Genomic DNA, 25,759 nt, shown 5'->3' on the forward strand with positions numbered 1-25,759 from the left:
GTTCTTCCGACGCCCTCGTATAGTATTTTCGTGTGGTATCTATCGAAGGAAACACGGCTCGAACGGGCACGCCGGCCGCTGCCGGGCGTTCGGCTGTCGTCGTCGACGCCTCGCGGGACGGTCGTCCCGACGAACTGTCAGTGACAGTATCGGTCGCGAGTCGTTCGTGTGCGGTATACTTATTTGCACACCGACAGGAGGGGTGGACATGGATCGACGCTCGTTCCTCACCGTCTCGGCGGCGTTTCTCGCCGGGTGCGGTCAACTACCCTCCAACGACTCGACGGCGACGCCGACGGCGACGACGACGACGACGGCGACGACGACGACAGAACCCGCGACAGACACCCCGACTGAAACCGAGACCCCGACGGCGACAGAGACCGAAACCGCGACCGACGCTCCGACCGAAACCGAGACGCCGGAGCTGAGCGCACGCGAGGAGAACGCCGCGCTGGCGTTCGATCGGGCCATCAGGGAGTTGAACCAGGCCGTCTACACGTACGCCGGGAGCGAGGACGGCTCGCTTCTCGACGTGTCCGCCGCGGACGGGTCGTTCCCCCGCGTTTCGATCATCGGGGACCTCTCGGACGCCGACGACTACATCGAGGACGCCCGCGCGTCCGCGAGCGAGCGGCAACAGCCACGGCTCGCCGCTATCGTGGAGGCGAGGCGGTTCCTCTCGCTCAGCGTCGACACACAGAGCCGCGTCATCGCGGCGTTCGACGAGGCCGAGCGCGCACGCGACGCCGTCGACGGCGAACAAGAGGGGGAGATCGAGAACGCGGCCAGGGACCTCCGTGACGGACGTCGTCGGGCCGCCCAGCCGCTCCAGACCATCCAGGACGAGACGAGCGCCGAGAACGTCTCCGTGGTCCCCGCGATTCCCGCCGCGGACTACGAGGCCAAGGTCGGGCAGTTCGACGCCGAGATCGGTGGATTTGAGTCGCTCGCCGACTTCTTCGACAGGCTACAGGCGGCCGTCGTCGACCTCAACGACGCCGAGCGGTTCGACCGGGTCGAGAGCGAGCGGAACGCCCGGACGCGGGCCCAAGAGGCGGCCGAGGCGTTCGAGACGCTCGCGACGGAGCTCGAAGAGTTCGCGACCGGGCTTCCTGACGGCGGGACCTCGATCAGCGACCTCGCGACCGACCTCGCAGACATCGCGGCGTCGAAAGCCGAAGAGGCGCGCGAGATCGAGGAGGACAACTCGTAACCCCGGCGCGTCGAACGAGCAGTCGCCGGTGGACGCCTCACCCAGCGTGCCAGTGGCATCGGCGTTACCCGGTGACACCAATGTCAGGGAACTTATATATTTGGCCGGCTCGTCGACTAACCTGTGACGCAACAACCGGCCAACTCGGAGGCACACCCCCTGTGAGTACCGATGTCGTCCTGCAGAGCACTCAGCTGTTCGGCTCGCCCGGCGCGGAGCTCGTCTTCCTCGGCGCGCGCGTCCTCTTCGGAGCCGTCATCGCCTTCACGGGACTGAACCACTTCGTCAACGCCGAGACGATGGCGGGGTACGCGGGAGCGAAAGGCATCCCCGCGCCCGACCTCGCCGTGCCCTTCACCGGTGGGATGCTGCTCTTCGGTGGCCTCGGCCTCCTCCTCGGTGCGTTCACCGCGCTGGCCGCCGGTGCCGTCGTCGTCTTCCTCGTCGTGGCGACGCCGAAGATGCACGACTTCTGGGCCGCCCCCGAGGAGGAACGGATGACGGAGATGACGCAGTTCCTCAAGAACGTCGCGCTGCTCGGCACGGCGCTGGGCTTCCTCGCCGTGAGCGGGACGCAGTGGCCCCTCGCGGTCGGCATCGGCCTGTAACCGAACGACGCTTTTGCACCCCTCCCCCATACGACACCCATGACCGACGCACCCCCGACGACCGGACTGCACCACGTGACGAACATCTGTACGGACATGTCAGATACCCGTTCGTTCTACGAGGATGTCCTCGGGTGGCACACGGTGAAACGAACGCAGAACTACGACGACCCCGGGACGCCGCACTACTACTTCTCGCCGACGTCGGCGGGCGATCCGGGGACGAACGTGACGTACTTCGAGTACCCCCACGGACGGGGCCAGCCGGGGCCAGGCGCGAGCCACCACTTCGCCTTCGGCGTCGAGGACGAGGCCACCCTGGAGGAGTGGCGTGCCCACCTCCAGGCGCACGACATCCGCGTCTCCGAGGTGAAAGACCGGACGTACTTCAAGAGCATCTACTTCAGCGACCCCGACGGCCTCGTCTTCGAGCTCGCCACGATGGGGCCAGGCTTCGCGGTCGACGAAGCGGTCCTCGGCTCGGACGCCATCGACCCGTACGACGAGGGGTACGCCGACGACGGTGGAGAACACTGATGGACGGCCCACCGGAGACGTTCGGCTCTCCCTACCGGCTGTTGTCGGCGGCGGTCGTCCCGCGACCGATCGCGTGGGTCTCCTCGCGCGGGCCGCGCGGCGAGAACCTCGCTCCCTTTAGCTTCTTCAACGTCGTCGCCATCGATCCCCCGATCGTCATGGTCGCGCCGGTCGGCGTCGGCGAGGACAGGAAAGACACCCCCGAGAACGTCCTCGCGACCGAGGCGTTCGCCGTCAACGTCGTCACGGGCGATCTGGTCGAGGCGATGAACGAGACGGCGGCGACGCTCGCCCCCGGCGAGAGCGAGTTCGAGCGCGCGGGCGTGACGGCGGTCGAGGCGACGGCCGTCGACGCTCCGCGCGTCGCCGAGGCGCACGTCTCGTTCGAGTGCACGCTGTCCGAGTCGATGGAACTGGGCGGGTCGACCCTGCTGTTCGGCGAGGTCGTCCACGCCCACGTCGACGACGACCTCCTCGTCGACGGCAAACTCGACGTGACGAAACTCGACGCTGTCGGCCGGCTCGCCGGCGGCTACTACGCGTCGACCCGCGACCGGTACCACCTCGAACGGCCGCCCTGACGGTCTGCCGTTATCGGTGGGGTTTTGCCGGCGGCTGGACGAGCGGTTGTATGAGTACCGGGTCGGCGTCGGAGACGCGCCCGTGGCTGGTACTCGCGGGCTGTTTCCTGATCGCCACCGGGTTCAACGCCTACGTCTTCGCCCCCGCGAGCATCATGCCGCCGTTCGTCGCGGCGTTCGACATCGACAAGCCCGCGGCGGGGCTGTCGATCAGCGTCGTCTTCTTCGCGTGGGTGCTGCTGCAAGTCCCCGGCGGTCTTCTGATGGACCGGTACGACAACCGACGGCTGGTGTGGGGTGGCGTGCTCGTGTTCCTCGCGGCCGCCGTCGCGGGACTGTTCGCACCGACGTATCCGGCGTTTCTGGCGACACGGTTCGTCGGTGGTGCCACGGCGGTGTTCCTCTGGACGGCGAACGCCAACATCGTCGGTCGGTCGTTCCCCTCGGCACGACGAGCCGTCGGGACGAGCCTCTTCGTCGCCAGCGCACCCGCCGGGGTGACGCTCGCACAGGCCGCCGGTCCGACGCTCGAAGCCGTCATCGGCTGGCGCGGGGTCGTGGCCGCATACGCCGTCATCGCCGTCTGTGGAGTACCACCGTTCGTCGGGGCGCTCGACGCGCCCATCAGGAACGAGTCGGCCCTCTCGGTGGAGACGTTCGCCGCCGCACTGGGCGACCGGCGGGTGCTGGCGGTCGCCCTGAGCAGCTTCTGTGCGTACTCGCTCTTCGTCTTCTTCAACTCGTGGATGCCGACGTACGCCACCGAGGTCATCGGCGTCGACGCCGGCACCGCGGGGACGCTCGCGGCACTCCTGCCCGCGATGGGCCTGGCGGCACGACCGGGTGGTGGCTGGCTCTCCGACCGGATCGACGGTCGCCGCCGTCCGGTGATCGTCGCGGCGTTTCTGGTGGTGATACCGGCACTCGTCTTCGCGGCCATCACCACGTCCGTGGTTGGGTTCGCGGCGGCACTGCTTTTCGCCGGCGTCGGCTCGCAGTTGGGGACGGGCGTCTTCTACGTCTACGTCGAGGAGTTGTCTCCGGCAGAATCGGGCGGGACGAGCCTCGCGGTGTTGCTGACGCTCTCGGTCGCGGGCTCGCTCGTCGCTCCGGTCGCCGCTGGGTGGCTCGTCGAGAGCGTCTCGTGGATGGCAGCGTTCGGGTTCGGCGGCCTGCTCGCGGTCGGCGGGATCGTCGCCATTGTCCTCGTCCCTGAGGCGTGAGCCCGCTGGCGGGTGGCCTTCTCCGTCCGAGGCCCCGGAGAGTGGCGTTCGCCTCCCGACCTGACGGTAGCTCGGGTCAGTCGTCGTCCAGCGTCGTGGCGACCGAAGCGATGCGGTCGAGCGCCCGCCGACAGACGACCGCGTAACCCGCCGCGAGCGCTGGGATCTCGAACGTCACGCGACACTGGTCGCCGAGGGCGTCGACGCGGTGGCCGGTCGCCGGGAGGCGCGCGACCGACCACGTCCACCGTCTCTCCGCCCCGTCGGCGTACGACTCGATCTCGAACGGCACCCAGAGCCCGACGCCGGCGAGCTTCACCCGCCCCGTGGTTCCCGCGTCGATGAACCGCGTCGGACAGTCGACGGCGGCGACGCTCGGACCCCACTCTGGCCACCGGGTCGTGTCCGTGAGTAGCGCCCATACTGCGTCCGCGGGCGCGTCGACGACGCGCGACACCGTGATCCGTCGCCCCTCCGGTGTCCGCTCGACCCCGACGGCGTGTGAGTATGTATCCCCGGGCATGATATCGATTCCTTATACGTTCACTCGGGAAAGGATTAAGCTGCCTGCTTACCTCGGACGCACAATGACAGAATATACCACGCCACGGATGAAAGACGTCAGCCACACACCCCCGGAGGGCGACTCGGTCACGAACGTCTGGCAGCGAGGCCGAGCCGAATCGACCGCGGAGACACCGACGCCCGCGGACGACTGAGCCCCGGTTTTCCGACCGTCTCTCCCGTCAAGCGACAGCCTTCGGTGCGGTTCCGGGACGTTTAACCCGGCGTCGGATCCCTTCCCATACATGAAAGCCACCGCCAGAGCGCACCCGATCCAGGGGCTCGTGAAGTACCACGGGATGCGGGACGCCGAGTTGCGGCTGCCGTACCACGACAGCATCAGCGTCTGCACCGCACCGTCGCACACGCGCACCACGGTCGCCTTCGACCCCGACGCCGACGGGGACGAGTACCGGATCGACGGCGAGGTCGTCGCCGGGCGTGGGGCCGAGCGGATCGAACACGTCGTCGACCACGTCCGCGACCTCGCCGGCTTCGACCACCGGGTCCGGGTCGAGTCGGAGAACTCCTTCCCGTCGAACGTCGGCTTCGGCTCGTCGTCGTCGGGGTTCGCCGCGCTCGCGATGGCCGCCTGCGAGGCCGCCGGGCTCGATCTGAGCCGTCCGGAGGTCTCGACGGTCGCCCGCCGCGGGTCGTCGTCGGCCGCCCGCGCCGTCACCGGGGCGTTCTCACAGCTGTACACGGGCCTGAACGACGAGGACTGTCGCTCCGAGCGCATCGAGACGGAACTCGAATCCGAACTCAGGATCGTCACAGGGCTGGTCCCCGCGTACAAGGAGACCGAACAGGCCCACGAGGAGGCCGCCGACTCGCACATGTTCCAGGCGCGGATGGCACACATTCACGGCCAGATCGCGGAGATGCGCGATGCCCTTCGAGAGGCAGCGTTCGACCGCGCCTTCGAACTCGCCGAGCACGACTCGCTGTCGCTGGCGGCGACGACGATGACCGGACCGGCCGGGTGGGTGTACTGGCAGCCCCGGACGATCGCCATCTTCAACGCGGTGCGCGAGCTCCGGTCGGCAGACGTCCCGGTCTACTTCTCGACCGACACCGGGGCGTCGGTGTACGTCAACACGACCGAAGAACACGTCGACCGCGTCGAGGAGGCCGTTGCCGACTGCGGCGTCGATACCGAGGTGTGGGAGGTGGGCGGCCCGGCGCGCGTCTTGGACGAGTCGGAGGCGCTGTTCTAACGGGCGGTGGGGCGGAGGGCCGGCGCGCGTCTTGGACGAGTCGGAGGCGCTGTTCTAACGGGCGGCAGGGCGGAGGGCCGGCGAGGTTAGTTTCCGGCGGCGGGCGGACTCCGTCGGCCCGTGCGCCCGGCGAGCCAACTCCCGGCTCGCGCGCCGAGCGCGCCCGCGAGCGCGCTGAGACCGAAGCCGACGACGGCGACGACGAGGAGGATCGCGCCGGTGAAGCCGACCCCGACAGCCACGAACCAGGCCGGCCCGGAGAGCGCGGACGCGGCCCCGAGGACGTCGGCCAGTATCCAGAGCGCCGGGAGCGCGCCTACGAGCCCCGCCCGGACCCCGACGCCGTCGGCGGTGCCCGTCGCGCGCCTGGCGAGGTAGCCGGCGACGAGCCCGCCGAGAAGCACCGGCGACAGCGACAGCTCCGACCCTGACTGCCAGTAGCCGACGGTCGTGAGTGGGATCGAAACCAGGCCGCCGACGAGGGCGTACTTCCACGTGTCGCTCACGGAGGGAGGGAGGGGACCAGTTCGGGTCATGACCGGTAGCTGTCGGTGCAGGCACATAAACGCTCCCGTCCGGCCCACGACGCGCTCGAACGAGAGTCGGACTGCCGCCATCGTGAAACGTTCTTTGCCCTCGCGTCCCTCTACTCGCCCATGCGTGTCGCCGTCCTCGGCGCCGGCTACGCGGGCGTCACCGTCGCCCGCCGTCTCGACGCCAGACTCCCCCCCGAAGTCGAACTCGTCGTCGTCGACGAGCGTCCCACCCACCTCGTCCAGCACGAACTCCACCGACTGGTCCGCTACCCCGATCTCGAAGACGTGATCCAGGTCCCGCTTCTGGACCTGTTCGATCGCGCCACGGTCCGGACCGCACGGGTCGAGTCGATCGACCGCGACGCCGGCGTGGTCCATCTCTCCGGCGAGGACGGCGGCGAACTCGACTACGACTACGCGGCCGTCTGTCTCGGCGCGGAGACGGCGTTCTACGATCTGCCCGGGCTCGAATCGCACGCGATTCCGCTGAAACGCGTCGAAGACGCCCGCGCGATCCGCGAGTCGTTCTCGGAGACGTGCGACGCCGACGGGATGGCGGTCGTCGGCGGCGCGGGCCTGTCGGGCGTACAGGTCGCGGGCGAACTCGCGGCGGTGGCCGACGAGGCGGCCGCCGACGTGGACGTGGTCCTGCTCGAACAGTTGGGCGCGGTCGCCCCGTCGTTCCCCGAGAACTTCCAGCGCGCCGTCCACGACGAACTGGAGCGACAGGGCGTCGACGTCCGGACCGGGACCACGGTCGAACGGGCGACCGCCGACGCCGTCGAGACCGATGCCGGGTCGATCGCGTACGACACGCTGGTGTGGACCGGCGGCATCAGCGGTCCCGCCGCGATGGACGGCGAGCGCCCGCCCGTCCGGAGCGATCTCCGACTCGACGACCGGACGTTCGTCGTGGGCGACGCCGCCCGGGTCGTCGACGCCGACGGAGAGGCCGTGCCGGCGTCGGCCTCCGCGGCGCTCCGCGAGGCGCGCGTCGTCGCCGACAACCTCCTCACGCTCGTCCGCCACGACCGCGACGCCGACCCGGACGAGTTCCGCCCGCACCTCCAGCAGTACCGCTTCGAGGTGCCGGGGTGGATCGTCTCGGTCGGCGACGGCACCGTCGCGCAGGTCGGCCCGACGGTGCTCCGCGGGGGTGCGGCACGGGCGATGAAAGCGACCGTCGGCGCGAGCCACCTCTCCTCGGTCGGGGCGGTCCGGCAGGCCGCCGAACTCGTCGAGACAGAACTCGGCCCCCGGAGCGTGCGACGCGACCACGCCGCCGAGGCCGAGGCGGCGCTCGACGACGCCGTCCCCGCCGTCGACGGGGTCCACCCCGAGACCGGGAGCGAACCGACGGATCCGATCGAGATCGAGATCCCCGTCGACGACGAGGATGCGACGGACGACGCGGACGAGGAAGACGACGCGGCGTAGCGGCGTCGCGGGCCGGCCGACGGACCGCGGCTGACGGCCGACGGCTGCCGCGTGATCTTCGGAGCGACTACCCTTCGTGAGCGGCGTCGACGACCGCCCGGACGCGGTCTTCGGCGACGACGTTCGTCGTCTCGCCGCCCGCTTTGAGCGCCGTCCCGACCACGACGCCGTCGGCGTGCGCGAGACAGTCGCCGACCGCCTCGGCGGTGACGCCGCTCCCGACGAACAGCGGGGCGTCGTGGCGGGCACAGGCGGCCGCGGCGCGTTCGAGCCGCGCCGGGTCGACCGCGTGGCCGGTCCCCCGGCCCGAGACGACGACTGCGTCGGCGAGGCCGCGCGTCACGACGTCGTCGACCGACTCGTCGAGCGACCGCCGCTCGCCCAGCGGCGCGGAGTGTTTGACCCCGACGTCTGCCATGATCTCGATGTCGGCCGCCAGCCGTGAACGGAGTCGGACGGTCTCGTGGGCGCGACCCTCGATCAGGCCCTGGTCAGTCACGCGCGCGCCGGCGTGGACGTTGACGCGGATGAACGACGCCCCGGTTGCGGCCGCGACCGAGAGGGCGGCGTCGGCGTCGTTCCGGAGCACGTTCACGCCGACGGGGACGTCGACGGCCTCGACCACCCGGCCGACCGCGTCGGTCATCGACGCGACGACGTGTGTGGGGACCGACTCGGGGTAGAACGGGACGTCCCCGAAGTTCTCGACCATCACGCCGTCGACGCCGCCGGCGGCGAGCGCGCGGGCGTCAGAAACGGCGCGCTCGCGGATCCGGTCGCGGTCACCGTCGAAGCCGGGCGCACCGGGCAAGGGCTGGAGGTGGACCATACCGACGACGAGCGCGTCGGCATCGGAGTCGAGGAGTGTCATGGGCGAGGCTCTCGGTCGCGGCTCAAAGGCCGTTCGGTCGACCGCTCGTTCCGCGTCCAGCCGTGGGCCGTCCAAAGACTCTTTCGGTCCCCTTTCGTCCGAACCACTGTGTCCCGCTACGTCGGCGTCGACGGCTGTTCGAGCGGGTGGTTCGCGGTCACGTGCGACCCCGACGAGGGGCTCGACTACGCGCTCCGCTCGGACTTCGCGGCCGTCGTCGACGCCGTCCCGACGGCCGACCGACTGCTCGTCGACATGCCGATCGGCCTCCCCGAGCGCGGCCGCCGGGCGTGTGACGAGGCCGCCCGGGAGCGACTGGGGTCTCGCGCGTCGACCGTCTTCTTCGCGCCGTGTCGCGCCGTCCTCGACGCCCGGGACCACGAGGCGGCGTCGGCGGTGAACCGCGACCGGACGGGCTACGGGCTCTCCATCCAGGCGTGGCATCTCGTCCCCCGCATCCGGGAGGTCGACGCGACCCTCCGGTCCTCGCGGGCGATCCCGCCCGTGGTCGAGGCACACCCGGAACTGTGTTTCGCCACGCTAGGTGACGGACCCGTCTCGGCGTCGAAGGCGACGGCGGCCGGTCGGACGGAACGGCTCGACCGTCTCCGCGCCGTGCTTCCCGACGTCGACAGGACGTACGAGGCCTGGCTCGACGCGACCCTGCGGAAGGACGTGGCGCGGGACGACGTCCTCGACGCGCTCGTGCTCGCCGTCAGCGCCGCGGGGCCGCTCGCTCGCGTCCCCGCCGTCCCGGACGAGCAGGTCCCCCGCGACGCCGTCGGGCTCCCGATGGAGATTCGGTACCTGGCCGACCACGCGTTCGACACGTGATGCCGGGAATTTTAGCCGATTAAAACAGTATATACGATATATAATGTTCATATATGAACTCGCGAAAGGCTTTTATTGTATAACCCACTACGAAGAGTTGGCGTGAACGACGCATCGACCCACCGCAACCCACCGTGTGTCTCAGTACCTGCCACGTCGTTGCGCCACAGTCTTCCCGAGCGACCGCGGGAGCGCCATCACCCTGCCATTACCGCTCCCCTTCGCCGCGAAAGTCACTAATCCGTTCCGTCCTCAGGGCCGGTATGTACACCGGCCGGACGGAACAACCCTGCTGTCTCTGCGACGACGTCGACACCGTCGCCAGACTCGACCTGCCCCCACGAGCCGTGACGCTGATGCGGAACTCCGGTCCCATCGCGTGGCGGGACATCGTCGGGGAGGTCTCGATCCACTTCTGCGAGAGCGACTGGGAACTCGTCCGCGAACTCGTTCTCGACATGGGAATGCAACCGCTGTCGCGGTGTAACGTCGCGCGCGCGTCGTTCTCGCTCCGCGAGGACTTCGAGGCGCTGTTGAACGAGACGCGGGACGAACCCGATCAGACGGCGCTCGAACGTCGAGTGGTCGACCGGAGTCGGTCGGTCGTCGACGACCCTGACGCCGAACCGCAAGCGGCGGTCCAAGCGCGCGTCGTCCTCCGCGCGCTCGACGAACTCGGCGTCGTGAGCGAGGACGACCCGGGTACACGCCCCCCGGACCACGCGTAACGTCCCGCCACGGCCCGCACGCGAACGGTTATCTCCCAGTTCACCGTAGCCGAACCGAATGTCGCTGGGAGCCATCATCGACCGGGTCGAACGGTCCCAGCGTCGCCTGACGCTCGTGTCGCCCCCGTCGCGGGCGGTCGTGGATCGGGTCGAGCGGGCCTTCGCTCCGCTGTGGGTCCGCGTCGACGTCGAGGAGGGGACGGACCGGCCGACCGCGATGGTTCACGACGGCACGGATGTCGTCTCGGTCGTCCCGCTCGACGAGAGCGACGCGGGGCTCGAATCGGCGACCGACGCACTGACGTCCGCGCTGTCGACGCCGGAGTGCACGACGTTCGCCTCCGCCGACCGCCGGGGGATGGTCGCCGCGACCCGGGAGATCGAAGACCGTGCCTGGCGCGTCCGCCGCGGCCGCCTCCGCGCCGGCTTCCAACACGTCCGTGCGCTCGTCGACCAGCGCGCGGTCTACGCACGGCTCTCGCTGGTGCTCGACGTGCACGCGTACGCCGCCCCCGACGGTCGCCGTCACCCACCCGACGTGGGCTCCGCGATCGTCCACCTCGACGCCGCGCCGGAGATCGAACGCTCCTGGTTCGTCGTCTACGACGGCGGCGACGGGGCGAACGAGTACAAGTGTACGCTCCTCGCCGAGGAGCGCGACGACGGCCGGTTCTCGGGCTTTCTGACGTACGCACCCGACCTCGTCGACGAGATCGACGCGTACCTAGCCGCGGCGTACTGACTCACCGTCACCAGCGGACCCGAAAGCCCGACTCCCCCTCGGGCGGGTCGTAGCGCACGTCGACGTCCTCGACGACGGCCGCGGCGCTCCCGGTGTGACACCACTCGACGAGCGCCTCAACGTCCGCCTCTCGTCCCTCGAACACCGCCTCGACCCGCCCGTCGTCGAGGTTTCGGACCCAGCCGTCGACGTCGCGTTCACCCGCCGCCTCGCGGGTGCTGGCACGGTAGTAGACGCCCTGTACGCGGCCGGAGACGAACACGTGTGCGCGAACCCGGTCGTCGTCCGCGTCGGCTTCGCTCATACCCCTCGTTCGTGCGCGGTGCGTAATGAACCCTCGTGGCCCGACCCGTGCCTGCCCCTCCTCGGGCCGGTGATCGATGACCGACAGTATAAGTGCAGCCCCCGAGTGGGGTCCGGTATGGAGCTGTTCGGTACCGCGGGGATCCGCGGTGACACGACATCGCGTGTGACGCCCGAGCTCGCGCTCGCGGTGGGCCGTGCGGCGGGCCTCGCCGCGGTGGCGACGGGCGACGCGGAGTTCGTCGTCGGGCGAGATGGGCGGACGACGGGCGAGGCGCTGGCGTCGGCGGTCGAGGCCGGACTGCTGTCCGCGGGTGCGACGGTTCGGCGCGCCGGCGTCGTCCCGACGCCGACGCTGGCGTTTGCCTCCCGCGGTCGGCGCGGCGTGATGCTCACCGCGAGCCACAACCCACCGGCCGACAACGGGCTCAAGCTGTTCGTCGACGGCGTCGAGTACGACCGCTCGATGGAGGAGGTCGTCGAGTCGCGCGTCGAGGAGGACGCCCCGCCGGTCTCGTGGGATCGCTGGGGCGCCACCGAACACGTCGCCCCGTTGCCGCGGTACCGTCGCGCGGTCGTCTCGTACGCCCGGGGCGTGGGCGGGGCGCTCGACGGCCTCCCGGTGGCGGTCGACTGCGGTAACGGTATGGGGTCGCTCGGGACGCCGGGCGTGCTCCGCGAACTCGGCGCGCGCGTCGTCGGCCTCAACGACAACGTCGACGGTCACTTCCCCGGGCGGGAGTCGAAACCGACGCCCGAATCGCTCGCTGACCTCCGTGCGTTCGTCGCCGACGGCGACGTCTCGCTCGGGATCGGTCACGACGGCGACGCCGACCGGATCGTCGTGGTCAACGCCGACGGCGAGGTCGTTCACGAGGACACGGTCGTCGCGATCCTCGCGTCGGCGTACGTCCGTGCGGCGGTTGCCGACGGGATCGAGACGCCCGTAGTCGTGACGACGCCGAACGCCTCGGGCCGCATCGACGAACAGGTCGCCGCGGCTGGCGGGCGGGTCGAACGGGTCCGCCTGGGGGCGCTCCACGAGGGCATCGCCAGCGCCCGTGCGGCGGGCGGTCACGTCGCCTTCGCCGCCGAACCGTGGAAACACGTCCACACCGCGTTCGGCGGCTGGATCGACGGGATCTGCTCGGCCGCGGTCGTCGCCCGCCTCGTCGCCGGCCACGACGAGGGGCTGGCGGGGCTCCGTGCGCCGGTCACGGAACGGCCCTACCGGAAGGTGTCTGTCCCCTGTCCCGACGCGGCCAAGCGGACGGCCATGGGTCGGCTCGAAACCGACCTCCCGGAGGCGTTCCCCGGGGCGGACGTCGACACCGAACACGGCGTCAGGGTGGAGTTCCCCGACGCCTCGTGGCTCCTCGTTCGACCCTCGGGCACGGAGCCGTACGTCCGGATCTACGCCGAGAGCGACGCCGTCGACGCGCTCGTCGCGGAGGCGCGCGAGGTCGTCGAACGCGCCGTCGACGACGCCTGAGCCGCCCGTTTCGCGTGGTCCACTAAACGACGGATTTATTGACGGCACGCCGCCTGGTGTTGCGTATGCCTCTCGAAAACGTGGATAGACGGACGTTCGTCAAGGGAACCGGGGTCGTCGGCCTCGCTGGACTCGCCGGCTGTGCCGGTGGCGCCTCCGGTGGCGGAGGCGACGGCGGAAGCGGCGAAGACGCGACCAACGTCGGGATGGTGTACGCGACCGGCGGCCTCGGCGACGGCTCGTTCAACGACCAGGCCCAGCAGGGGGCGTTCCGCGCTCGCGACGAACTCGGCGTCCAGATCGGCGAGACCCAGCCGGACGAGGTGGCCCAGTTCAGCACGTTCCAACAGCAGTTCGCCCAGTCGTCGGACCCGACGTACGAACTCATCTGCTGCATCGGCTTCCTCCAGACCGACGCGCTGAGCGCCACGGCCGAGGAGTACCCCGACCAGAACTTCATGCTCGTCGACTCGGTCGTCGACGCGTCGAACGTCGCCAACTACGTGTTCGCCGAACACGAGGGGTCGTATCTGGTCGGGCAGATGGCGGGGCTGCTCACGACGATGGACTTCTCGGCCGGCGCGGGGTCGACGGCTCCCGACTCGTCGACCGTCGGCTTCGTCGGCGGCGTCGAGTCCGACCTCATCCGGAAGTTCCAGGCCGGCTACGAGGCCGGCGTCGCGGCCGCGAACGAGGATATCGAGGTGTTGACGAACTACACGGGGAGCTTCAATGACCCCGCCGCGGGCAAGGAGGCGGCGCTCGCGATGTACAACAACGGCGCGGACGTCGTCTACCACGCCTCGGGCAACACCGGGACGGGCGTCTTCCAGGCGGCCCAGGAACAGAGCCGGTTCGCCATCGGCGTCGACCGCGACCAGTCCGTCACCAAGGACTCCTTCGCGGACGTCATCCTCGCCAGCATGGTCAAGCGCGTCGACACCGCCGTGTACGACGCCATCGAGTCGATCGTCAACGACGAGTTCCAGGGAGGGAGCACGGTCACGCTCGGCCTCGACGCCGAGGGCGTCGCCGCCGTCTACGGCTCCGAACTCGGCAGCGAACTCCCCCAAGAGGTCACGGACGCAGTCACCGCCTCCCGGGAGTCGATCATCGCCGGCGACGTGTCGGTGCCGACCAGCCCGCAGTAAGGCCGAGTCCGAGGCGGACGCCGACCGTTACCGGTTTCTCGAGGAGATGGTGGCCCGTACCGAACCCTTGTTTCGTAGGTATCGACTCTTCGAGAAGGAGTCGGTTGGACCCGAGCGTCAGGAGACCTGACGCTGTTGATTCCGTCGTACCCTGTCAGAACCAGCCTGCTGGACACCGAGGTCGAGTCGGTCAGTCTGGATACTGGTGGATGCTACTCCGTTTCACTCCGTAAGCAGAGCCAGCAGTCCGAAACGTGAGTTAATTCTCCGCCTGTCGAAACTCTGGTTGGTACGCGACGAGTCCGTCCCCCCGTCGAATGCACGCCGATGCACCTCGTAGACAGCATCAGCATCGCCTGCAGTAAACGGTCGCATCTGCATGAACCGTTCTCTCGTATTGGAGGATGGCTCCGCACAGCAAGAACTCCTCGAATCTGCACGGTGCTGATTCCCGTCCCCGGTCGGCAATTCCGCCAGTCGCTCAGTTGATCGGTAGCGACCGACTCGCGCTTCGTGTTCGGCACCAGTTGAACGACCCTCAGCGTCCAGTCAGAACCCGTGTGACCGATACAGAGGCTCTAGCGGGTGCGGGAGACGACCCGCAGAATACGGAGAGCGTCTTCAGCACGCAAACGCCGGTACCCCGCTGCGTTCCCCATGAGTTGGCTTCGGAGAAACGACTCTCACTCGTCCACGTCGTCCCTGGCGTGAATCTTAGCCTGTTCGCGAGCACTGGGATTGACCGACTCTTTGAACGGAACCTTCGCCAGCGTCGCATAGACGGGGTCGCCGGACTCCTCGGCGTACTCGTCCGGGAGATGTACCTCGAACTCCAGGTCGAGGTCCGCGTCGTATATCGAGTCGTCGAGCGGGACGTCGGTTGCGGCCTGCAGCGTCGCCGCTGGCACGAACCCGAGGCCGATGTTGGCCTCGAGGTCCGGATTCCAGCCCGCCGACGTCAGGTAGCCACATTCGTCGCCCGTCTCCGGGTCCGAGATGAGCCAGAAGTCCGAGGCCCACTCCAGAATCGGTTCGCCTGCCATTTTCAGGCCGACCAGTTTGTGCGTGAACGGGAACTCGCCGTTTTCGATGGCTTCCTTCTGGCGTTCCAGTTCGGCTTTGCCGACGTAGTCCGCGTCCTTGTCGTCGGGGACCTGATAGCCGAGATTGACCTGGAACGGCGACGTCTCGTGGTCCATGTCCTGCCCCAACGACAGGATTCCGGCCGCGATCCGTCGACGACCGTTAACTGGCGTCGCGGCACCGCCGTGACCTTTGACCGTTTCGAGCACCGGCTCCCACACTGCTTCGGCGTTCGTCGTCGCCTCGCGGACGTATATCTCGAACCCCGCCTCTCCGGAGAAGCCCGTTTGGCTCACCAACACCGGGACGCCGTTGATCGTCGCGTCCAACAATCCGTAGTACGGAACGTCTTCGACCGCGTCGTCGATGAGCGACTCGATCACATCGGGCGATTTCGGGCCCTGAACCTGCATCGGCGAGACGTCGATCTCGTCGATGTCGACCTCGAAGTCGTTCCCAACCGTGACCCCTTGCAACCACTGTAGCAGGTCCGAATCGGCGATGGAGAACCAGAACTCGTCGTCGTCGGGTCGCAACAAGACGAAGTCGTTGAGGATGCCGCCGTCCTCGTTGCAGCAAATGGCGTACTTGCCACGCATCGGCTCGATGTCGGTGGCGTCCCGCGTGATGACGTAGTCGACGAACGCCTCGGCGTCGGGCCCCTCGACACGAATCTGGCGCTCGACCGCGACGTCCCACAGCGCTACGTGGTTGACCAGCAGCTCGTACTCGGCTTCCGAACCGCCGTCTTCGGGGTCGATGTACGCCCGAGGGTGGTACATGTGGTTGTACACGGTCGCCTCGTGACAGCCTTCCTCGACGGAGAGGTGCCAGAACGGTGACTTCCGGACCCGGTTCGAGATCACGAGGTCGATGTCTGCGTCGCCCGTTTGGCGCAGATTTCGGGGAACGGTGCGATCCGACTGGTCGACGCTGGGGTGGTTCGGATTGCGTTCGTTTTCAGACATTACTGTCTATTTCAGTGGTCCTACGCCGTGGTTGAACAGCCGTCCCCAGAGACGCTCGAACCGACTGGTTTCGACCGGCGAGGTGACACCGGCGGGGAGGTAGAGTTCAGGCTCGGTCGCTCTGTCTCGATCGTCGGCACGGGTTCTTGCTGCCATACGGCCCAGTGGACGACCCGTGACCACATCGGTTTGCAGCTTATTCGTATAATCTATTTATACCGGGTTCGGAGGAATCCGTGGATTCTTCACCCCGTCCGTACCTCGCTGGGTGAGAGCGGTGAGGCTGACGAGTGGCGAGCACCGAGGCGGCTGTCGTCACAGCACTGGTGTTCGGTTAACAGTATGAGTACTAGTCGGTGTCTGCGTGAACGGCCGACTTCGGTCGTCTGGATACGTTGCAGACCACCCAAAGTCCGAGAGTTCGTCACACACAGCCGTAACCGAACACGGCTGATCGGCACAGAGAATGCCCCGAGAGAGCGTCGACACTCGCCGTCTTCGTTCTGAGTGTACCGTCGCTCCGACGAGTCGTGCGCTCGTTCTGTCCCTCCAGCGGCCACCGTACCACGGACTCACAGAGCAGCGCCCGACTGCTGGATACGCGCCCTGTATTCAGCACGGGCTCTACAACCTCTCACGCGTCGAGGACTTCGATCGTATCAGCGTGCCAGAACTGTCAGTCGACGCGATAGATCGCTCGAAGCGAACCCGCGGGTTTAAACGATTCGTGTCCGAGGTGGAAGCCAATGACTCTCGCCGTCCATCTCGACGGCATCACGAAACGGTTCCCCGGCGTGGTGGCCAACGACGAGGTCACCCTTCGGGTCGAGGAAGGCTCCGTCCACGCCCTCCTCGGCGAGAACGGCGCGGGGAAGACGACGCTGATGAACGTCCTGTACGGGCTGTACCAACCCACCGACGGCCGCGTCGTCGTCGACGGCACGGAGCGGGACTTCGACTCGCCGCGCGATGCGATCGACGCCGGCGTGGGGATGATCCACCAGCACTTCATGCTGGTCGACCCGATGACCGTCGCGGAGAACATCACGCTCGGCAACGAACCCCGCAAGTGGGGCGGCCTCGCCGTCGACCGCGAGCAGGCGCGGCGAGAGGTGGCGGCGCTCTCCGATCGCTTCGGCTTCGACGTCGACCCCGATTCGCGGATCGAGGACGTCTCGGTCGGCGTCCAACAGCGCGTGGAGATCCTCAAGGCGCTGTACCGCGGGGCCGACGTGCTCATCCTCGACGAGCCCACCGCGGTGCTCACCCCGCAGGAGGTCGAGGAACTGTTCGCCGTCTTCGAGGAACTCACCGCACAGGGGAAGACGATCGTCTTCATCAGCCACAAGCTGAGCGAGGCGATGCACGCCGCCGACGAGATCACCGTCCTCCGCGACGGCGTGAACGTCGGGACCGTTCGGGGTGACGAGACGACGAGAGAGGAGCTGGCCGAGCTGATGGTCGGCCGCGAGGTGATCCTCGACGTCGAGAAACGGCCTGCGAGCGCTGGGGAACGGACCCTCGGCGTCGAGGGATGCGTCGCCGAGGACGAACGCGGCGTCCGCGCCGTCGACGACGTCTCGTTCGACGTCCGCGCGGGCGAGGTGTTCGGGATCGCAGGCGTCGACGGCAACGGCCAGTCCGAACTCGTCGAGACGATCACCGGCCTCCGGACACCGGAGGCGGGCCGCATCGTCTTCGACGCCGAGGAGATCACCGACTGGTCGCGGCGCGACCGCATCGACGCCGGGATGTCGTACGTCCCCGAGGACCGCCAGGAACGGGGGCTCGTCATGCCGTTCGACCTGGTCGAGAACGGCATGCTCGGCAGTCAACACCGCGCGCCCTTCGCGCGCTCGGGTCGGCTCGACTGGCCGGCCGCGCGCGACCACGCCGAATCCGTCATCGAGCAGTACGACGTCCGACCGCCGACCGCCGACACGACCGCCGAATCGCTGTCGGGGGGGAACCAGCAGAAGTTCATCGTCGGTCGGGAGTTCGAGCGCGACCCGACGCTCGTCGTCGCGGCCCACCCCACCAGAGGCGTCGACGTCGGCTCCATCGAGTTCATCCACGAGCGCCTGCTCGACCTCCGCGAACGGGGCGTCGCCGTGCTCCTCGTCTCCTCGAAACTCGAGGAGGTCCAGGGCCTCTCCGACCGGCTCGCGGTGATGCACGACGGGACGATCATGGACACGGTCGATCCGGCAGCCGTGACCGAAGAAGAGATCGGCCTCTTGATGGGCGGTGAGTACCCCGACGGGTGGGACGATCGGTCGGCCGAGGAGCGACCGCCCGACGAAGTCGCGACGGACGGTGAGGGGCGATGAGCGCGCGCGACGGCGTCGTGGCGGCGCTCGAACGGCTCGTCGGGGCCTCTCGGCTGGAGCGGGCGCTCATCTCGCTCGCCTCGCTCGCGCTCGCGATGGTCGTCGGGACGGGCATCATCCTCGTCTCGGGGCGGATGACGACCTGTTCGCCCGCGCAGGCGGCGTACTACCTCGGGATCAGTTTCTGTTACGACCCCGTCGTCGTCTACGACCGGCTGTTCCTCGGCGCGCTCGGCGACCCGCTTCGGGCTGGGTGGTCGCCGCTCAACAGCCAGCTCGCGGTGACGCTCCGCGAGACGACCGTCCTGATCTTTACCGGGCTGTCGGTCGCTATCGCGTTCCGCGCGGGCATCTTCAACATCGGGACCCAGGGACAGCTCGTCGTCGGCGCGCTCGCGACAGGCCTGGGCGTGCTCTGGGCCTCCCCGCTCGTTTCGGGCGTCGTCGGGACCGTGCTCTTGATCCCGCTCGGGCTCGCGATCGGCGGGACGTTCGGCGCGCTCTACGGCGCGATTCCGGGACTTCTGAAGGCGTACGCCGAGGCGAACGAGGTGATCACGACGATCATGCTCAACTTCATCGCGACGGGCGTGACGCTGTATCTCGTCTCCGACGTGTTCAAAGACCCAAACAGCCAGGCGAACCAGACGGTCCCACTCCCGGAGTTCGCGAGCTTCCCCGCCCTCCTGTTCGACTCCTCGACCGACTTCTCGCTCGTCGCGCTCCTCGTCGGCGTCGTCGCGCTCTGGGTCCTCTACGTCCTCATCGAGCGGACGACGTTCGGCTACGACGTTCGAACATCGGGGCTCCAGCCCGAGGCCGCGGAGTACGGCGGGGTCGACGCCGGCCGGACGATCGTCGCCAGCATGATGCTCTCGGGTGCGCTCGGGGGGATCGGTGGCGCGATGTACGTGCTGATGATCCTCGGGAAGTTCCAGACCGGCGTCCCGGCGTACGGCTTCGACGGCATCACCGTCTCGATCCTCGCGGGCAACAACCCGCTCGGCGTGGGCTTCGCAGCCCTGTTGTTCGGCGTCCTCAAGAGCGGGACCACCGTAGTGCAGTTCGCGACCGACGTCCCACCCCAGCTCGTCGGGGTGCTCCGCGGGCTCATCATCCTCTTCGTCGCGATGCCGGAGTTCTTCCGGCTCGTCGGCCGTCGGTTCCTCGACGTCGGCGGCAGCGGCCCCGAGCCGGTCGCCACCGACGGCGGCCGAGCGGGGGGTGGGTCCGATGAGTGAGCGGACGGTGTCGCAGGGGCGGCTCGCGGCGCTGTCCCCGCGAGCGATCACCGCCGCGGCCGCGATCGGCGCGCTCCTCGTCGTCTTCGTCGCCGGCTTCCTCGCCCCTGGCTCCGTCGCCGGGACGCTGGTGGAGATCCTCACCAGCGAGGGGACGCTCTCGTCGGCGCTCCGGCTCTCCGTGCCGATCGCGCTGGCGGCGCTCGGCGGCATCTTCTCCGAGAAAGCGGGCGTCATCAACATCGGCCTCGAGGGGCTGTTGATCATCTCGGCGTTCTCGGCGATCTACGTCGCCGACGTGACGGACGGGGTCTGGATCGGCTTCGCCGGCGGCGTCGTCGCCTCGATCCTCCTCGCGGGGCTGTTCGCGGTCGTCGTCATCGAGTTCCGCGCCGACCAGATCATCGCCGGGCTCGCGGTGTGGCTCATCGCGCTCGGCCTCGCCCCCTTCGCCTCGCAGGTCATCTACGGCCGGCCGAACTCGCCCAGCGTGTCGACGCCCGGCACGATCACGGTGCCCGTCCTGTCGGAGCTTCCGTTCTTCGGCGCGCTGTTCGACGCCTCGCCAACCGTCTACCTGATGTTCGTCGCCGTCGCCGCCTCGTGGTACCTGCTCAACCGGACGCGCTTCGGCCGGTGGGTGCGCGCCTCCGGGGAGAACCCCAAGGCGCTCGACACCGCCGGCGTGAGCGTCTCCCGCGTGCGCTACGCCGCCGTGCTCCTCTCGGGCCTCCTCGCGGGGATGGGCGGCGCGGCGCTGTCGCTCGACCTCGGGCAGTTCACGGGGAACGGCCCCACGATGGTCAACGGCAAGGGGTTCATCGCCATCGTCGCGTACCTCTTCGGCAACTACAACCCGATCGGAGCGTTCCTCTCGACGCTCCTCTTCGCGGGGCTCGACGCGATGCAGACCGCCCTCCAGTTACAGAACGTCGGCGTGCCGAACCAGCTGATCCGGGTGCTCCCGTTCGTGACCGTCATCGTCGTCCTCGCGCTGGTCGGCCGGACGCGGATCCCCGAGGCCGCCGGGGAACACTACGAGTCGGGCGACGACAGCCGGTAACGGCGGCCCGCACTCGCCGCACGGGGCCGACGGCCGCGTGCCGGAACACGCGCGTTCAAGTGCTCGGCGGCTCTGCTCGAAGCAGTGACCGAACCGGCCGCCGCCCGCGACGACGAGCGCCTCGTGACCGGTTACAGCGGACGGCTGTTGATCGCCGTCTCGATCGGCTGGGGGCTCATCCAGACCGGCCGGCTGGTCGTCTCGCCGCTGTTACCCGCGATCAGCGCCGACCTCGCCATCTCCAGTACGCGCGCGGGGTTCGCGCTCACCGTCCTCTGGGGGCTGTACGCGCTCTTGCAGTACCCCAGCGGTCGGCTCTCCGATCGGCTCTCCCGCAAGACGCTCCTCGTCGGCGGGCTCGTGTTGCTCTGCGCCGGCTTCGTCGCGCTCTCGACCGCGCCGACCTACCCCGTCTTCCTCGTCGGTGCGGCGGTCGTCGGCGTCGGCGCGGGGCTCTATCCGACGCCCGCCCGCGGGCTGGTCTCGGACCTCTTCGTCGACCGGCGCGGCCAGGCGTTCGGCATCCACACCGCGTCGGGCGACACGGGCGGCGTGGTCGCGGCCGTCCTGGCGACGCTCGTGCTCGGCCTGGCCACGTGGCGCGCGGCCTTTCTCCCCGTCGTCGTCGTCGTAGCCGCGGTGGCGCTCGCGCTCCACTGGTGGAGCCGCGAGACGTACGTCCTCGAACGGGTCGATCTCGCGGTCGTCGACACCGGTCGCCGCCTCCTGAGAGAGCCCCAGCTCCGGTGGCTGCTCCTCTCGTACTCGCTGTACGCGTTCACCTGGCAGTCGATGGTCGGCTTCCTCCCGACGTTCCTCCGGGTCAGCAAGGGGCTCTCGCCGGCGCTCGCCAACACCGGGTTCGCGGCGCTGTTCGTCGTCGGCGCGGTCGCCAAACCCGTCGCCGGCGGCGTGGGCGACCGGCTCTCGCGCGGCCTGCTCGCGACGGTCGTCCTGGCGGTCGCCGCCGCGATGTTGACCGTGATGCTCCTCGCGTCGACGCCGGCCGTCGTGCTCGGTGCCGTCGTCGCGTTCGCCCTCGGGCTCATGGCGTTCCCGCCGGTGATGCAGGCGTACCTCATGGACTCGTTTCCGACCGACAGCATGGGTGGGGATCTCGGCGCGATGCGAACCGTCTACATCGGGGTTGGCGCGCTCGGCCCGACGTACGTGGGCGTCGTGGCCGACGCGGCCGACTACGCCGTGGCGTTCACCGGGCTCGTCGGCTGTCTCCTCGTGAGCTGTCTCCTGCTCCTCACCGTCGGGCGTCGGTGACCGCGATCGTGTCGCCTTGGAAGCGACCGGATCGGGAGTAAAGAGTTTTCCTGCCGCACTCGGGAAAGAGTACCAATGAGTACACACGAGTGCGACCTCGTCGTCGTCGGGGCCGGGACCGCCGGCTGCTACGCCGCGGCGACGGCCGCGGACGCAGGGCTCGACGTCGTCATCGTCGAGCGGAAGACCGAGGAAGAGGCCGGCCACATCGCCTGTGGCGACGCCCTCAAGGGCGCGGACAACTTCCCCGACGCCATCCCGAAGTCGCAGCTCGAACCTGCCTTTACCAACACGGGCGTCGACCACGGCCGCTTCGAGATCCCGCAAGAAGACACCGTCCTCGAGATCCCCGTCCCGGGGGAGCTCGCGGTCATCGACCGCTGGGAGTACGGCCGCCGGATCATCGAGGGAGCCTCGCGAGCAGGCGCGGAGTTCCACTACGACACCGTCGTCCAGGACGTCACCCAGGAGGAGGGCCGGGTGACGGGCGTCCGCGCCAAGCACAACGGCGACGTGATCGAGTACGACGCCGAGGTGACGCTCGACGGGGCAGGGTCGCTCTCGCTGCTCCAGGACAAGGCCGACCTCTCGGGGGCGACGTTCGACACCAACGTCTCGTACTCGCAGTTCTCCTCGGCGTACCGCGAGATCGTCGAGGTCGAAGAGGAGGTGCCGTGGAAGGACGCGCTCGTGTTCAAGCCCACCCAGCGCGCCGCGGGCTACCTCTGGTACTTCCCGCGCACGGGGACGGAGATCAACGCCGGGCTCGGCTTCCAGATGAACGAACAGCCGATGAAGCTCGTCGAGGACCTCAAGCGCGATCTCCACGACCGGCCGGAATTCGAGAACGCCCGGGTCACGGACAAACTGGGCGCGGCCCTGCCGACGAGACGGCCGTACGATTCGGCGGTCGCGCCGGGGTTCGTCGCCGCCGGCGACGCCGCCGGTCTCGTCAACCCGACCACGGGCGGCGGCATCGCCGGGGCCGCCTACTCCGGGCAGTACGCCGCCGAGCAGATAATCGAGGCCGTGAGCGACGGCGACGTGAGCGAGGAGAACCTCTGGCGCTACAACGAGCGCGTCATGGACCACTTCGGCGCGCGCTACGCCGCGCTCGACGTCTACAACATCCTCTCTACTGCTGTCGACGTCGACGGGCTAATGGGCCTGCTCGCGTCGCTCCCGGGCGAGAAGATCGCCGAGGCGCTGTACGACGGCTCCACCTCGATGTCGCCGCTACTGGTCGCGAAAACCATCAAGGAGAGCTACGGTCACTGGGAGCAGATCTGGAACTTCTTCCAGACGAAACGCGTCGCCGACGAACTGCTGAGCCACTACGAGCGCTACCCGTCGCGGCCCGGGGCGCTCGGCGGCTGGCAGGCCGGACGCGACGGGATCATGGACCGCGTGTACGAGACGACCGGGGCCGAGGCGAAGTACTGACGCGCCACCCACCGGGTCGCTTATTGATCTGGTGGTCGTTAGGCACGCCCGGATGGGGGGACCTCGGGGAGCCGACGGGCCGATAGGGCGCGCCGTGTCCAGCCTGCCGACCTGGGCCGGCGCGGCCGTCGCCGTGGTCGCGTTCCTGTTCGCCGTCCGTCTCCTCGGCACGGCCACCGGAGCCGGCGCACCCACACTCGGACGGCTCCTCGGGGCCGTCCTCGTCTCCGACCCGCCGGCCCTGGGCTTGGGGTGGGTCGCGGCGGCCACGCTCGGGAACGGGACGATCGTCGCCGCCGTCTCGCTCTCGCTTCACGCGACCGGGCTCGTCACGGCCCCTCAGCTGTTCCTCCTGATCGTCGGGTCCCGCCTCGGCGCGACCGGGATCGTCATCTTCATCGGCGGTGTCGACCACCTCCGGGGACGGCCCGAGGCGGTCGGCGAGTCGCTCGAACTCGGACTGCTCGCCGCCGGCCTCACCGCGGCCGTCTACCTCCCGACCGCCGTCGCCGGATACGTCCTGACGCGGTCGGACACGGTCGTCGATGCGATCGGCCGGACGGCGGACGCCCCCATCGGCATCGGCATAGGCGTCGACGGCGGGCTCTCGCCACCGACCGTCTTCGAGCCCGTGGCCGTCTCGCTGACGAACCTGATCGGCGCACCGGCGACCGCGCTCTGTGCCGTCGGGCTCGTGTTCGTCGCGCTTGACCTCTTCGACCGCGTGCTCGGGGCGGCCGACACGGACCGCGTCCGGTCCACCGTCGCGGTGTGGCTCGACGGCCGCTGGCGCGCCGCGGCCGTCGGCGGCGTCGTGACCGCGCTCACGACGAGCGTCGCGTTCTCGCTCGGGGTGATCGTCCCGCTGTACAACCGCGGCTACGTCAGTCGCCGCGAGACGGTGCCGTACGTCCTCGGCGCGAACGTCGGGACGCTCGCCGACACGCTCGCGGTCGCGGTGCTCATCGGCGACGGGGTGGGCGTCGCGACCGTGTTGGCGGTCACAGTCACGGCGGGCGTCGCGACGACGTTCGCGCTCGTGGCCTTTCGCCCCTTCCTCCGACTCGCCACGGGCGTCCTCGACGAGGTACTCGTCTCGTGGCGACGAACGATCGCCGCGCTCGTCGGCTTCGTCGGGACGCCCCTGGGCCTCGTCCTGTTCGGCTGAGACGGGGGATCGACGCCCGCGTCCGCGGCGCGGGCGGAGCCGTCAGCGAGCCTCGGTGAACTCGATCCGGGCCCCGCTCCGGCTCCCGTCGGTCGTGTCGATCGACCAGCCGTGCATCGTGGCGATCTCGTCGACGATCGCCAGCCCGAGCCCCGTCCCCTCGGGACTCCTCGACATGCCGGCCTCGAGGACGGACCTGTCCTCGTCGTCGGGGTACCCCGGCCCGTCGTCCTCGACGAAAAAGCCCCTGTCGAGCGGGCCGACCCGGACCGTCACCGCCGGCCCGGCGTGGTGGAGGGCGTTGTCGAAGAGGTTCTCCAGCACCTGCCGGAGCAGGGCCCGATCGGTCATGACCGTGCCGGTGTCGTCGACCTCGAGGGCCGCGTCTCCGGTGGGGACCGACCGCCAGACGGCCCAGGCGAGGTTGCCCACGTCGACCGGTTCGAGGTCCTCGATCACGCCGCCGAACGACGTCAGCCCGAGCAGGTCGTCGACGACTTGCTCGATCCGCTCGTGTGCGTCGACCACCCGCTGGTAGTGTGCCTCGGTCCCCGTCTCGTGGTACGCGTCGAGCCACCCGGCCGCGACCGACAGCGGCGTCCTGATGTCGTGTGAGACGAACTCCGCGAACTCCTGGAGGCGGTCGCTCTTGTGCTCCAGCACGCGCTCGTACACCCAGCGTTCGCTGATATCGCGGCCGACGACGACCCGCCCGATCACGCTCCCGTCGGCGTCAGTCAGCAGGTCGGAGTACAGTTCGTGCGGCACCGTCTCGCCGTTCTTCGTGACGAGTCGGACCTCGACCGTGCTCCGCCCGGTCTGGTGGACGTCCCGGAGGTAGCTCCTGAGCGTCGGCAGGTCCGCATCCGCGACCAATTGCTCCGGGCGCATCCCGGCCAACTCCTCGGCCGAGTAGCCCGACCGCCGCTCGGAGTGGGCGTTCCAGTAGACGAGTCGGTTATGATCGTCGAACACGGCGAACACGTCCCTGATGCGGTCGAGCGCTCTGAGGAGGTGTTCGTCGTCGAGGTCACAGCTGTCGGCTTGCATCCGGATTCTGGTGACAACATGGCGAGGCCCCTCAAAAATGTACGTGTACTGACCGGAACGGCGACAGGTCACTGGCGGCGACAGTCCTGCGTCAATGA

General features: G+C 69.0%; 25 protein-coding genes and 1 pseudogene. 19 read left to right on the forward strand and 7 right to left on the reverse strand.

What is annotated here, in order from left to right; translation table 11 throughout:
- Positions 1–208 precede the first annotated feature (208 nt).
- From NKJ07_RS05440 to NKJ07_RS05460, 5 genes are all read left to right on the forward strand, one after another.
- Positions 209–1,216 carry a hypothetical protein gene (locus NKJ07_RS05440; protein WP_318569570.1) on the forward strand — a complete coding sequence of 336 codons (1,008 nt, stop codon included), beginning with the start codon at positions 209–211 and terminating at the stop codon, positions 1,214–1,216.
- Between the two features lie 161 nt (positions 1,217–1,377).
- Positions 1,378–1,824 (forward strand): DoxX family protein, encoded by a 447-nt coding sequence (locus NKJ07_RS05445; RefSeq protein ID WP_318569571.1) that lies wholly within the window; start codon positions 1,378–1,380, stop codon positions 1,822–1,824.
- Between the two features lie 39 nt (positions 1,825–1,863).
- Positions 1,864–2,361: a VOC family protein gene (locus tag NKJ07_RS05450; RefSeq protein WP_318569572.1), complete on the forward strand. Its 498-nt coding sequence runs from the start codon at positions 1,864–1,866 to the stop codon at positions 2,359–2,361.
- A complete protein-coding gene (locus tag NKJ07_RS05455; RefSeq protein ID WP_318569573.1) occupies positions 2,361–2,942 on the forward strand; it encodes a flavin reductase family protein in 582 nt (193 codons plus the stop codon). The genes NKJ07_RS05450 and NKJ07_RS05455 overlap by 1 nt, the downstream gene beginning before the upstream one ends.
- A gap of 50 nt (positions 2,943–2,992) precedes the next feature.
- Positions 2,993–4,165 carry an MFS transporter gene (locus NKJ07_RS05460; protein WP_318569574.1) on the forward strand — a complete coding sequence of 391 codons (1,173 nt, stop codon included), beginning with the start codon at positions 2,993–2,995 and terminating at the stop codon, positions 4,163–4,165.
- A 76-nt stretch (positions 4,166–4,241) separates the two neighbouring features.
- Here the strand turns inward: NKJ07_RS05460 and NKJ07_RS05465 are convergent, their stop codons facing one another.
- Positions 4,242–4,688, reverse strand: a complete 447-nt coding sequence (locus tag NKJ07_RS05465; protein WP_318569575.1) for an SRPBCC family protein — start codon at positions 4,686–4,688, stop codon at positions 4,242–4,244.
- A gap of 64 nt (positions 4,689–4,752) precedes the next feature.
- On the opposite strand from NKJ07_RS05465, the gene NKJ07_RS05470 reads away from it, so the two are divergent.
- Entirely contained in the window at positions 4,753–4,884 is a 132-nt protein-coding gene (locus tag NKJ07_RS05470; protein ID WP_318569576.1) for a DUF7989 family protein, read from the forward strand.
- Between the two features lie 90 nt (positions 4,885–4,974).
- Entirely contained in the window at positions 4,975–5,946 is a 972-nt protein-coding gene (gene mvaD, locus NKJ07_RS05475) for a phosphomevalonate decarboxylase MvaD (RefSeq protein ID WP_318569577.1), read from the forward strand.
- A gap of 86 nt (positions 5,947–6,032) precedes the next feature.
- On the opposite strand, the gene NKJ07_RS05480 is transcribed toward mvaD, so the two are convergent.
- Positions 6,033–6,482: a DUF5518 domain-containing protein gene (locus NKJ07_RS05480; RefSeq protein WP_318569578.1), complete on the reverse strand. Its 450-nt coding sequence runs from the start codon at positions 6,480–6,482 to the stop codon at positions 6,033–6,035.
- Positions 6,483–6,602: 120 nt separating this feature from the next.
- Here NKJ07_RS05480 and NKJ07_RS05485 point away from each other — a divergent pair.
- Positions 6,603–7,733, forward strand: a pseudogene (locus tag NKJ07_RS05485) (NAD(P)/FAD-dependent oxidoreductase); the annotation flags it as partial.
- A 253-nt stretch (positions 7,734–7,986) separates the two neighbouring features.
- Here NKJ07_RS05485 and NKJ07_RS05490 read toward each other — a convergent pair.
- Positions 7,987–8,790, reverse strand: a complete 804-nt coding sequence (locus NKJ07_RS05490) for a BtpA/SgcQ family protein (protein ID WP_318569579.1) — start codon at positions 8,788–8,790, stop codon at positions 7,987–7,989.
- 108 nt (positions 8,791–8,898) lie between these two features.
- Between NKJ07_RS05490 and NKJ07_RS05495 the strand changes: the two genes are divergently transcribed.
- The 3 genes from NKJ07_RS05495 (at position 8,899) to NKJ07_RS05505 (ending at position 11,094) form a co-directional block, all read left to right on the forward strand.
- Positions 8,899–9,624: a DUF429 domain-containing protein gene (locus tag NKJ07_RS05495; protein WP_318569580.1), complete on the forward strand. Its 726-nt coding sequence runs from the start codon at positions 8,899–8,901 to the stop codon at positions 9,622–9,624.
- Positions 9,625–9,887: 263 nt separating this feature from the next.
- Positions 9,888–10,352: a DUF7960 family protein gene (locus NKJ07_RS05500; RefSeq protein ID WP_318569581.1), complete on the forward strand. Its 465-nt coding sequence runs from the start codon at positions 9,888–9,890 to the stop codon at positions 10,350–10,352.
- Between the two features lie 58 nt (positions 10,353–10,410).
- Positions 10,411–11,094: a DICT sensory domain-containing protein gene (locus NKJ07_RS05505; RefSeq protein WP_318569582.1), complete on the forward strand. Its 684-nt coding sequence runs from the start codon at positions 10,411–10,413 to the stop codon at positions 11,092–11,094.
- Positions 11,095–11,101: 7 nt separating this feature from the next.
- Here NKJ07_RS05505 and NKJ07_RS05510 read toward each other — a convergent pair whose 3' ends face one another.
- The gene (locus NKJ07_RS05510; protein ID WP_318569583.1) at positions 11,102–11,398 is read right to left on the reverse strand and encodes an acylphosphatase; all 297 of its coding nucleotides are present in this window, start codon (positions 11,396–11,398) and stop codon (positions 11,102–11,104) included.
- 117 nt (positions 11,399–11,515) lie between these two features.
- Here NKJ07_RS05510 and NKJ07_RS05515 point away from each other — a divergent pair, with 117 nt between their 5' ends.
- Together NKJ07_RS05515 and NKJ07_RS05520 are read left to right on the forward strand one after the other, a co-directional pair.
- A complete protein-coding gene (locus NKJ07_RS05515; protein WP_318569584.1) occupies positions 11,516–12,889 on the forward strand; it encodes a phosphohexomutase domain-containing protein in 1,374 nt (457 codons plus the stop codon).
- A 65-nt stretch (positions 12,890–12,954) separates the two neighbouring features.
- Positions 12,955–14,040, forward strand: coding sequence for a BMP family lipoprotein (locus NKJ07_RS05520; protein ID WP_425504727.1), 1,086 nt, complete (start codon positions 12,955–12,957; stop codon positions 14,038–14,040).
- Positions 14,041–14,723: 683 nt separating this feature from the next.
- Here the strand turns inward: NKJ07_RS05520 and NKJ07_RS05525 are convergent.
- Together NKJ07_RS05525 and NKJ07_RS05530 are read right to left on the reverse strand one after the other, a co-directional pair.
- Positions 14,724–16,091, reverse strand: coding sequence for a glycine cleavage T C-terminal barrel domain-containing protein (locus NKJ07_RS05525; protein ID WP_318569585.1), 1,368 nt, complete (start codon positions 16,089–16,091; stop codon positions 14,724–14,726).
- Between the two features lie 6 nt (positions 16,092–16,097).
- The gene (locus NKJ07_RS05530; RefSeq protein ID WP_318569586.1) at positions 16,098–16,247 is read right to left on the reverse strand and encodes a hypothetical protein; all 150 of its coding nucleotides are present in this window, start codon (positions 16,245–16,247) and stop codon (positions 16,098–16,100) included.
- Positions 16,248–16,837: 590 nt separating this feature from the next.
- On the opposite strand from NKJ07_RS05530, the gene NKJ07_RS05535 reads away from it, so the two are divergent.
- The 6 genes from NKJ07_RS05535 to NKJ07_RS05560 all read left to right on the forward strand — a co-directional run bounded on the left by NKJ07_RS05535 (position 16,838) and on the right by NKJ07_RS05560 (position 24,611).
- Positions 16,838–18,421, forward strand: coding sequence for an ABC transporter ATP-binding protein (locus NKJ07_RS05535; RefSeq protein ID WP_318569587.1), 1,584 nt, complete (start codon positions 16,838–16,840; stop codon positions 18,419–18,421).
- The gene (locus NKJ07_RS05540; RefSeq protein ID WP_318569588.1) at positions 18,418–19,662 is read left to right on the forward strand and encodes an ABC transporter permease; all 1,245 of its coding nucleotides are present in this window, start codon (positions 18,418–18,420) and stop codon (positions 19,660–19,662) included. Before NKJ07_RS05535 ends, NKJ07_RS05540 begins: the two co-directional genes overlap by 4 nt.
- Entirely contained in the window at positions 19,655–20,725 is a 1,071-nt protein-coding gene (locus tag NKJ07_RS05545) for an ABC transporter permease (protein WP_318569589.1), read from the forward strand. Before NKJ07_RS05540 ends, NKJ07_RS05545 begins: the two co-directional genes overlap by 8 nt.
- 84 nt (positions 20,726–20,809) lie before the next feature.
- Positions 20,810–22,000, forward strand: a complete 1,191-nt coding sequence (locus NKJ07_RS05550; RefSeq protein ID WP_318569590.1) for an MFS transporter — start codon at positions 20,810–20,812, stop codon at positions 21,998–22,000.
- A gap of 75 nt (positions 22,001–22,075) precedes the next feature.
- Positions 22,076–23,443 (forward strand): geranylgeranyl reductase family protein, encoded by a 1,368-nt coding sequence (locus tag NKJ07_RS05555; protein ID WP_318569591.1) that lies wholly within the window; start codon positions 22,076–22,078, stop codon positions 23,441–23,443.
- A gap of 94 nt (positions 23,444–23,537) precedes the next feature.
- On the forward strand, positions 23,538–24,611 hold the full coding sequence (locus NKJ07_RS05560; RefSeq protein ID WP_318569592.1) for a sodium:phosphate symporter: 1,074 nt from the start codon (positions 23,538–23,540) through the stop codon (positions 24,609–24,611).
- 42 nt (positions 24,612–24,653) lie between these two features.
- Here the strand turns inward: NKJ07_RS05560 and NKJ07_RS05565 are convergent, their stop codons facing one another.
- Entirely contained in the window at positions 24,654–25,661 is a 1,008-nt protein-coding gene (locus tag NKJ07_RS05565; RefSeq protein ID WP_318569593.1) for a sensor histidine kinase, read from the reverse strand.
- Positions 25,662–25,759 lie beyond the last annotated feature (98 nt).

This window comes from Salinigranum marinum, from assembly GCF_024228675.1.
GTDB classification, from domain to species: domain Archaea; phylum Halobacteriota; class Halobacteria; order Halobacteriales; family Haloferacaceae; genus Salinigranum; species Salinigranum marinum.

What these genes read in the sequence shown, in the direction of transcription:
- NKJ07_RS05545 (WP_318569589.1), top strand. Translation starts at nt 19,655, where the DNA reads ATGAGTGAGCGGACGGTGTCGCAGGGGCGGCTCGCGGCGCTGTCCCCG.
- NKJ07_RS05480 (WP_318569578.1), bottom strand. Translation starts at nt 6,482, where the DNA reads ATGACCCGAACTGGTCCCCTCCCTCCCTCCGTGAGCGACACGTGGAAG.
- NKJ07_RS05525 (WP_318569585.1), bottom strand. Translation starts at nt 16,091, where the DNA reads ATGTCTGAAAACGAACGCAATCCGAACCACCCCAGCGTCGACCAGTCG.
- NKJ07_RS05500 (WP_318569581.1), top strand. Translation starts at nt 9,888, where the DNA reads ATGTACACCGGCCGGACGGAACAACCCTGCTGTCTCTGCGACGACGTC.
- NKJ07_RS05470 (WP_318569576.1), top strand. Translation starts at nt 4,753, where the DNA reads ATGACAGAATATACCACGCCACGGATGAAAGACGTCAGCCACACACCC.
- NKJ07_RS05520 (WP_425504727.1), top strand. Translation starts at nt 12,955, where the DNA reads ATGCCTCTCGAAAACGTGGATAGACGGACGTTCGTCAAGGGAACCGGG.
- NKJ07_RS05460 (WP_318569574.1), top strand. Translation starts at nt 2,993, where the DNA reads ATGAGTACCGGGTCGGCGTCGGAGACGCGCCCGTGGCTGGTACTCGCG.
- NKJ07_RS05505 (WP_318569582.1), top strand. Translation starts at nt 10,411, where the DNA reads ATGTCGCTGGGAGCCATCATCGACCGGGTCGAACGGTCCCAGCGTCGC.
- NKJ07_RS05555 (WP_318569591.1), top strand. Translation starts at nt 22,076, where the DNA reads ATGAGTACACACGAGTGCGACCTCGTCGTCGTCGGGGCCGGGACCGCC.
- NKJ07_RS05490 (WP_318569579.1), bottom strand. Translation starts at nt 8,790, where the DNA reads ATGACACTCCTCGACTCCGATGCCGACGCGCTCGTCGTCGGTATGGTC.
- NKJ07_RS05455 (WP_318569573.1), top strand. Translation starts at nt 2,361, where the DNA reads ATGGACGGCCCACCGGAGACGTTCGGCTCTCCCTACCGGCTGTTGTCG.
- NKJ07_RS05510 (WP_318569583.1), bottom strand. Translation starts at nt 11,398, where the DNA reads ATGAGCGAAGCCGACGCGGACGACGACCGGGTTCGCGCACACGTGTTC.
- NKJ07_RS05535 (WP_318569587.1), top strand. Translation starts at nt 16,838, where the DNA reads ATGACTCTCGCCGTCCATCTCGACGGCATCACGAAACGGTTCCCCGGC.
- NKJ07_RS05565 (WP_318569593.1), bottom strand. Translation starts at nt 25,661, where the DNA reads ATGCAAGCCGACAGCTGTGACCTCGACGACGAACACCTCCTCAGAGCG.
- NKJ07_RS05465 (WP_318569575.1), bottom strand. Translation starts at nt 4,688, where the DNA reads ATGCCCGGGGATACATACTCACACGCCGTCGGGGTCGAGCGGACACCG.
- NKJ07_RS05450 (WP_318569572.1), top strand. Translation starts at nt 1,864, where the DNA reads ATGACCGACGCACCCCCGACGACCGGACTGCACCACGTGACGAACATC.
- NKJ07_RS05530 (WP_318569586.1), bottom strand. Translation starts at nt 16,247, where the DNA reads ATGGCAGCAAGAACCCGTGCCGACGATCGAGACAGAGCGACCGAGCCT.
- NKJ07_RS05515 (WP_318569584.1), top strand. Translation starts at nt 11,516, where the DNA reads ATGGAGCTGTTCGGTACCGCGGGGATCCGCGGTGACACGACATCGCGT.
- NKJ07_RS05440 (WP_318569570.1), top strand. Translation starts at nt 209, where the DNA reads ATGGATCGACGCTCGTTCCTCACCGTCTCGGCGGCGTTTCTCGCCGGG.
- NKJ07_RS05540 (WP_318569588.1), top strand. Translation starts at nt 18,418, where the DNA reads ATGAGCGCGCGCGACGGCGTCGTGGCGGCGCTCGAACGGCTCGTCGGG.
- mvaD (WP_318569577.1), top strand. Translation starts at nt 4,975, where the DNA reads ATGAAAGCCACCGCCAGAGCGCACCCGATCCAGGGGCTCGTGAAGTAC.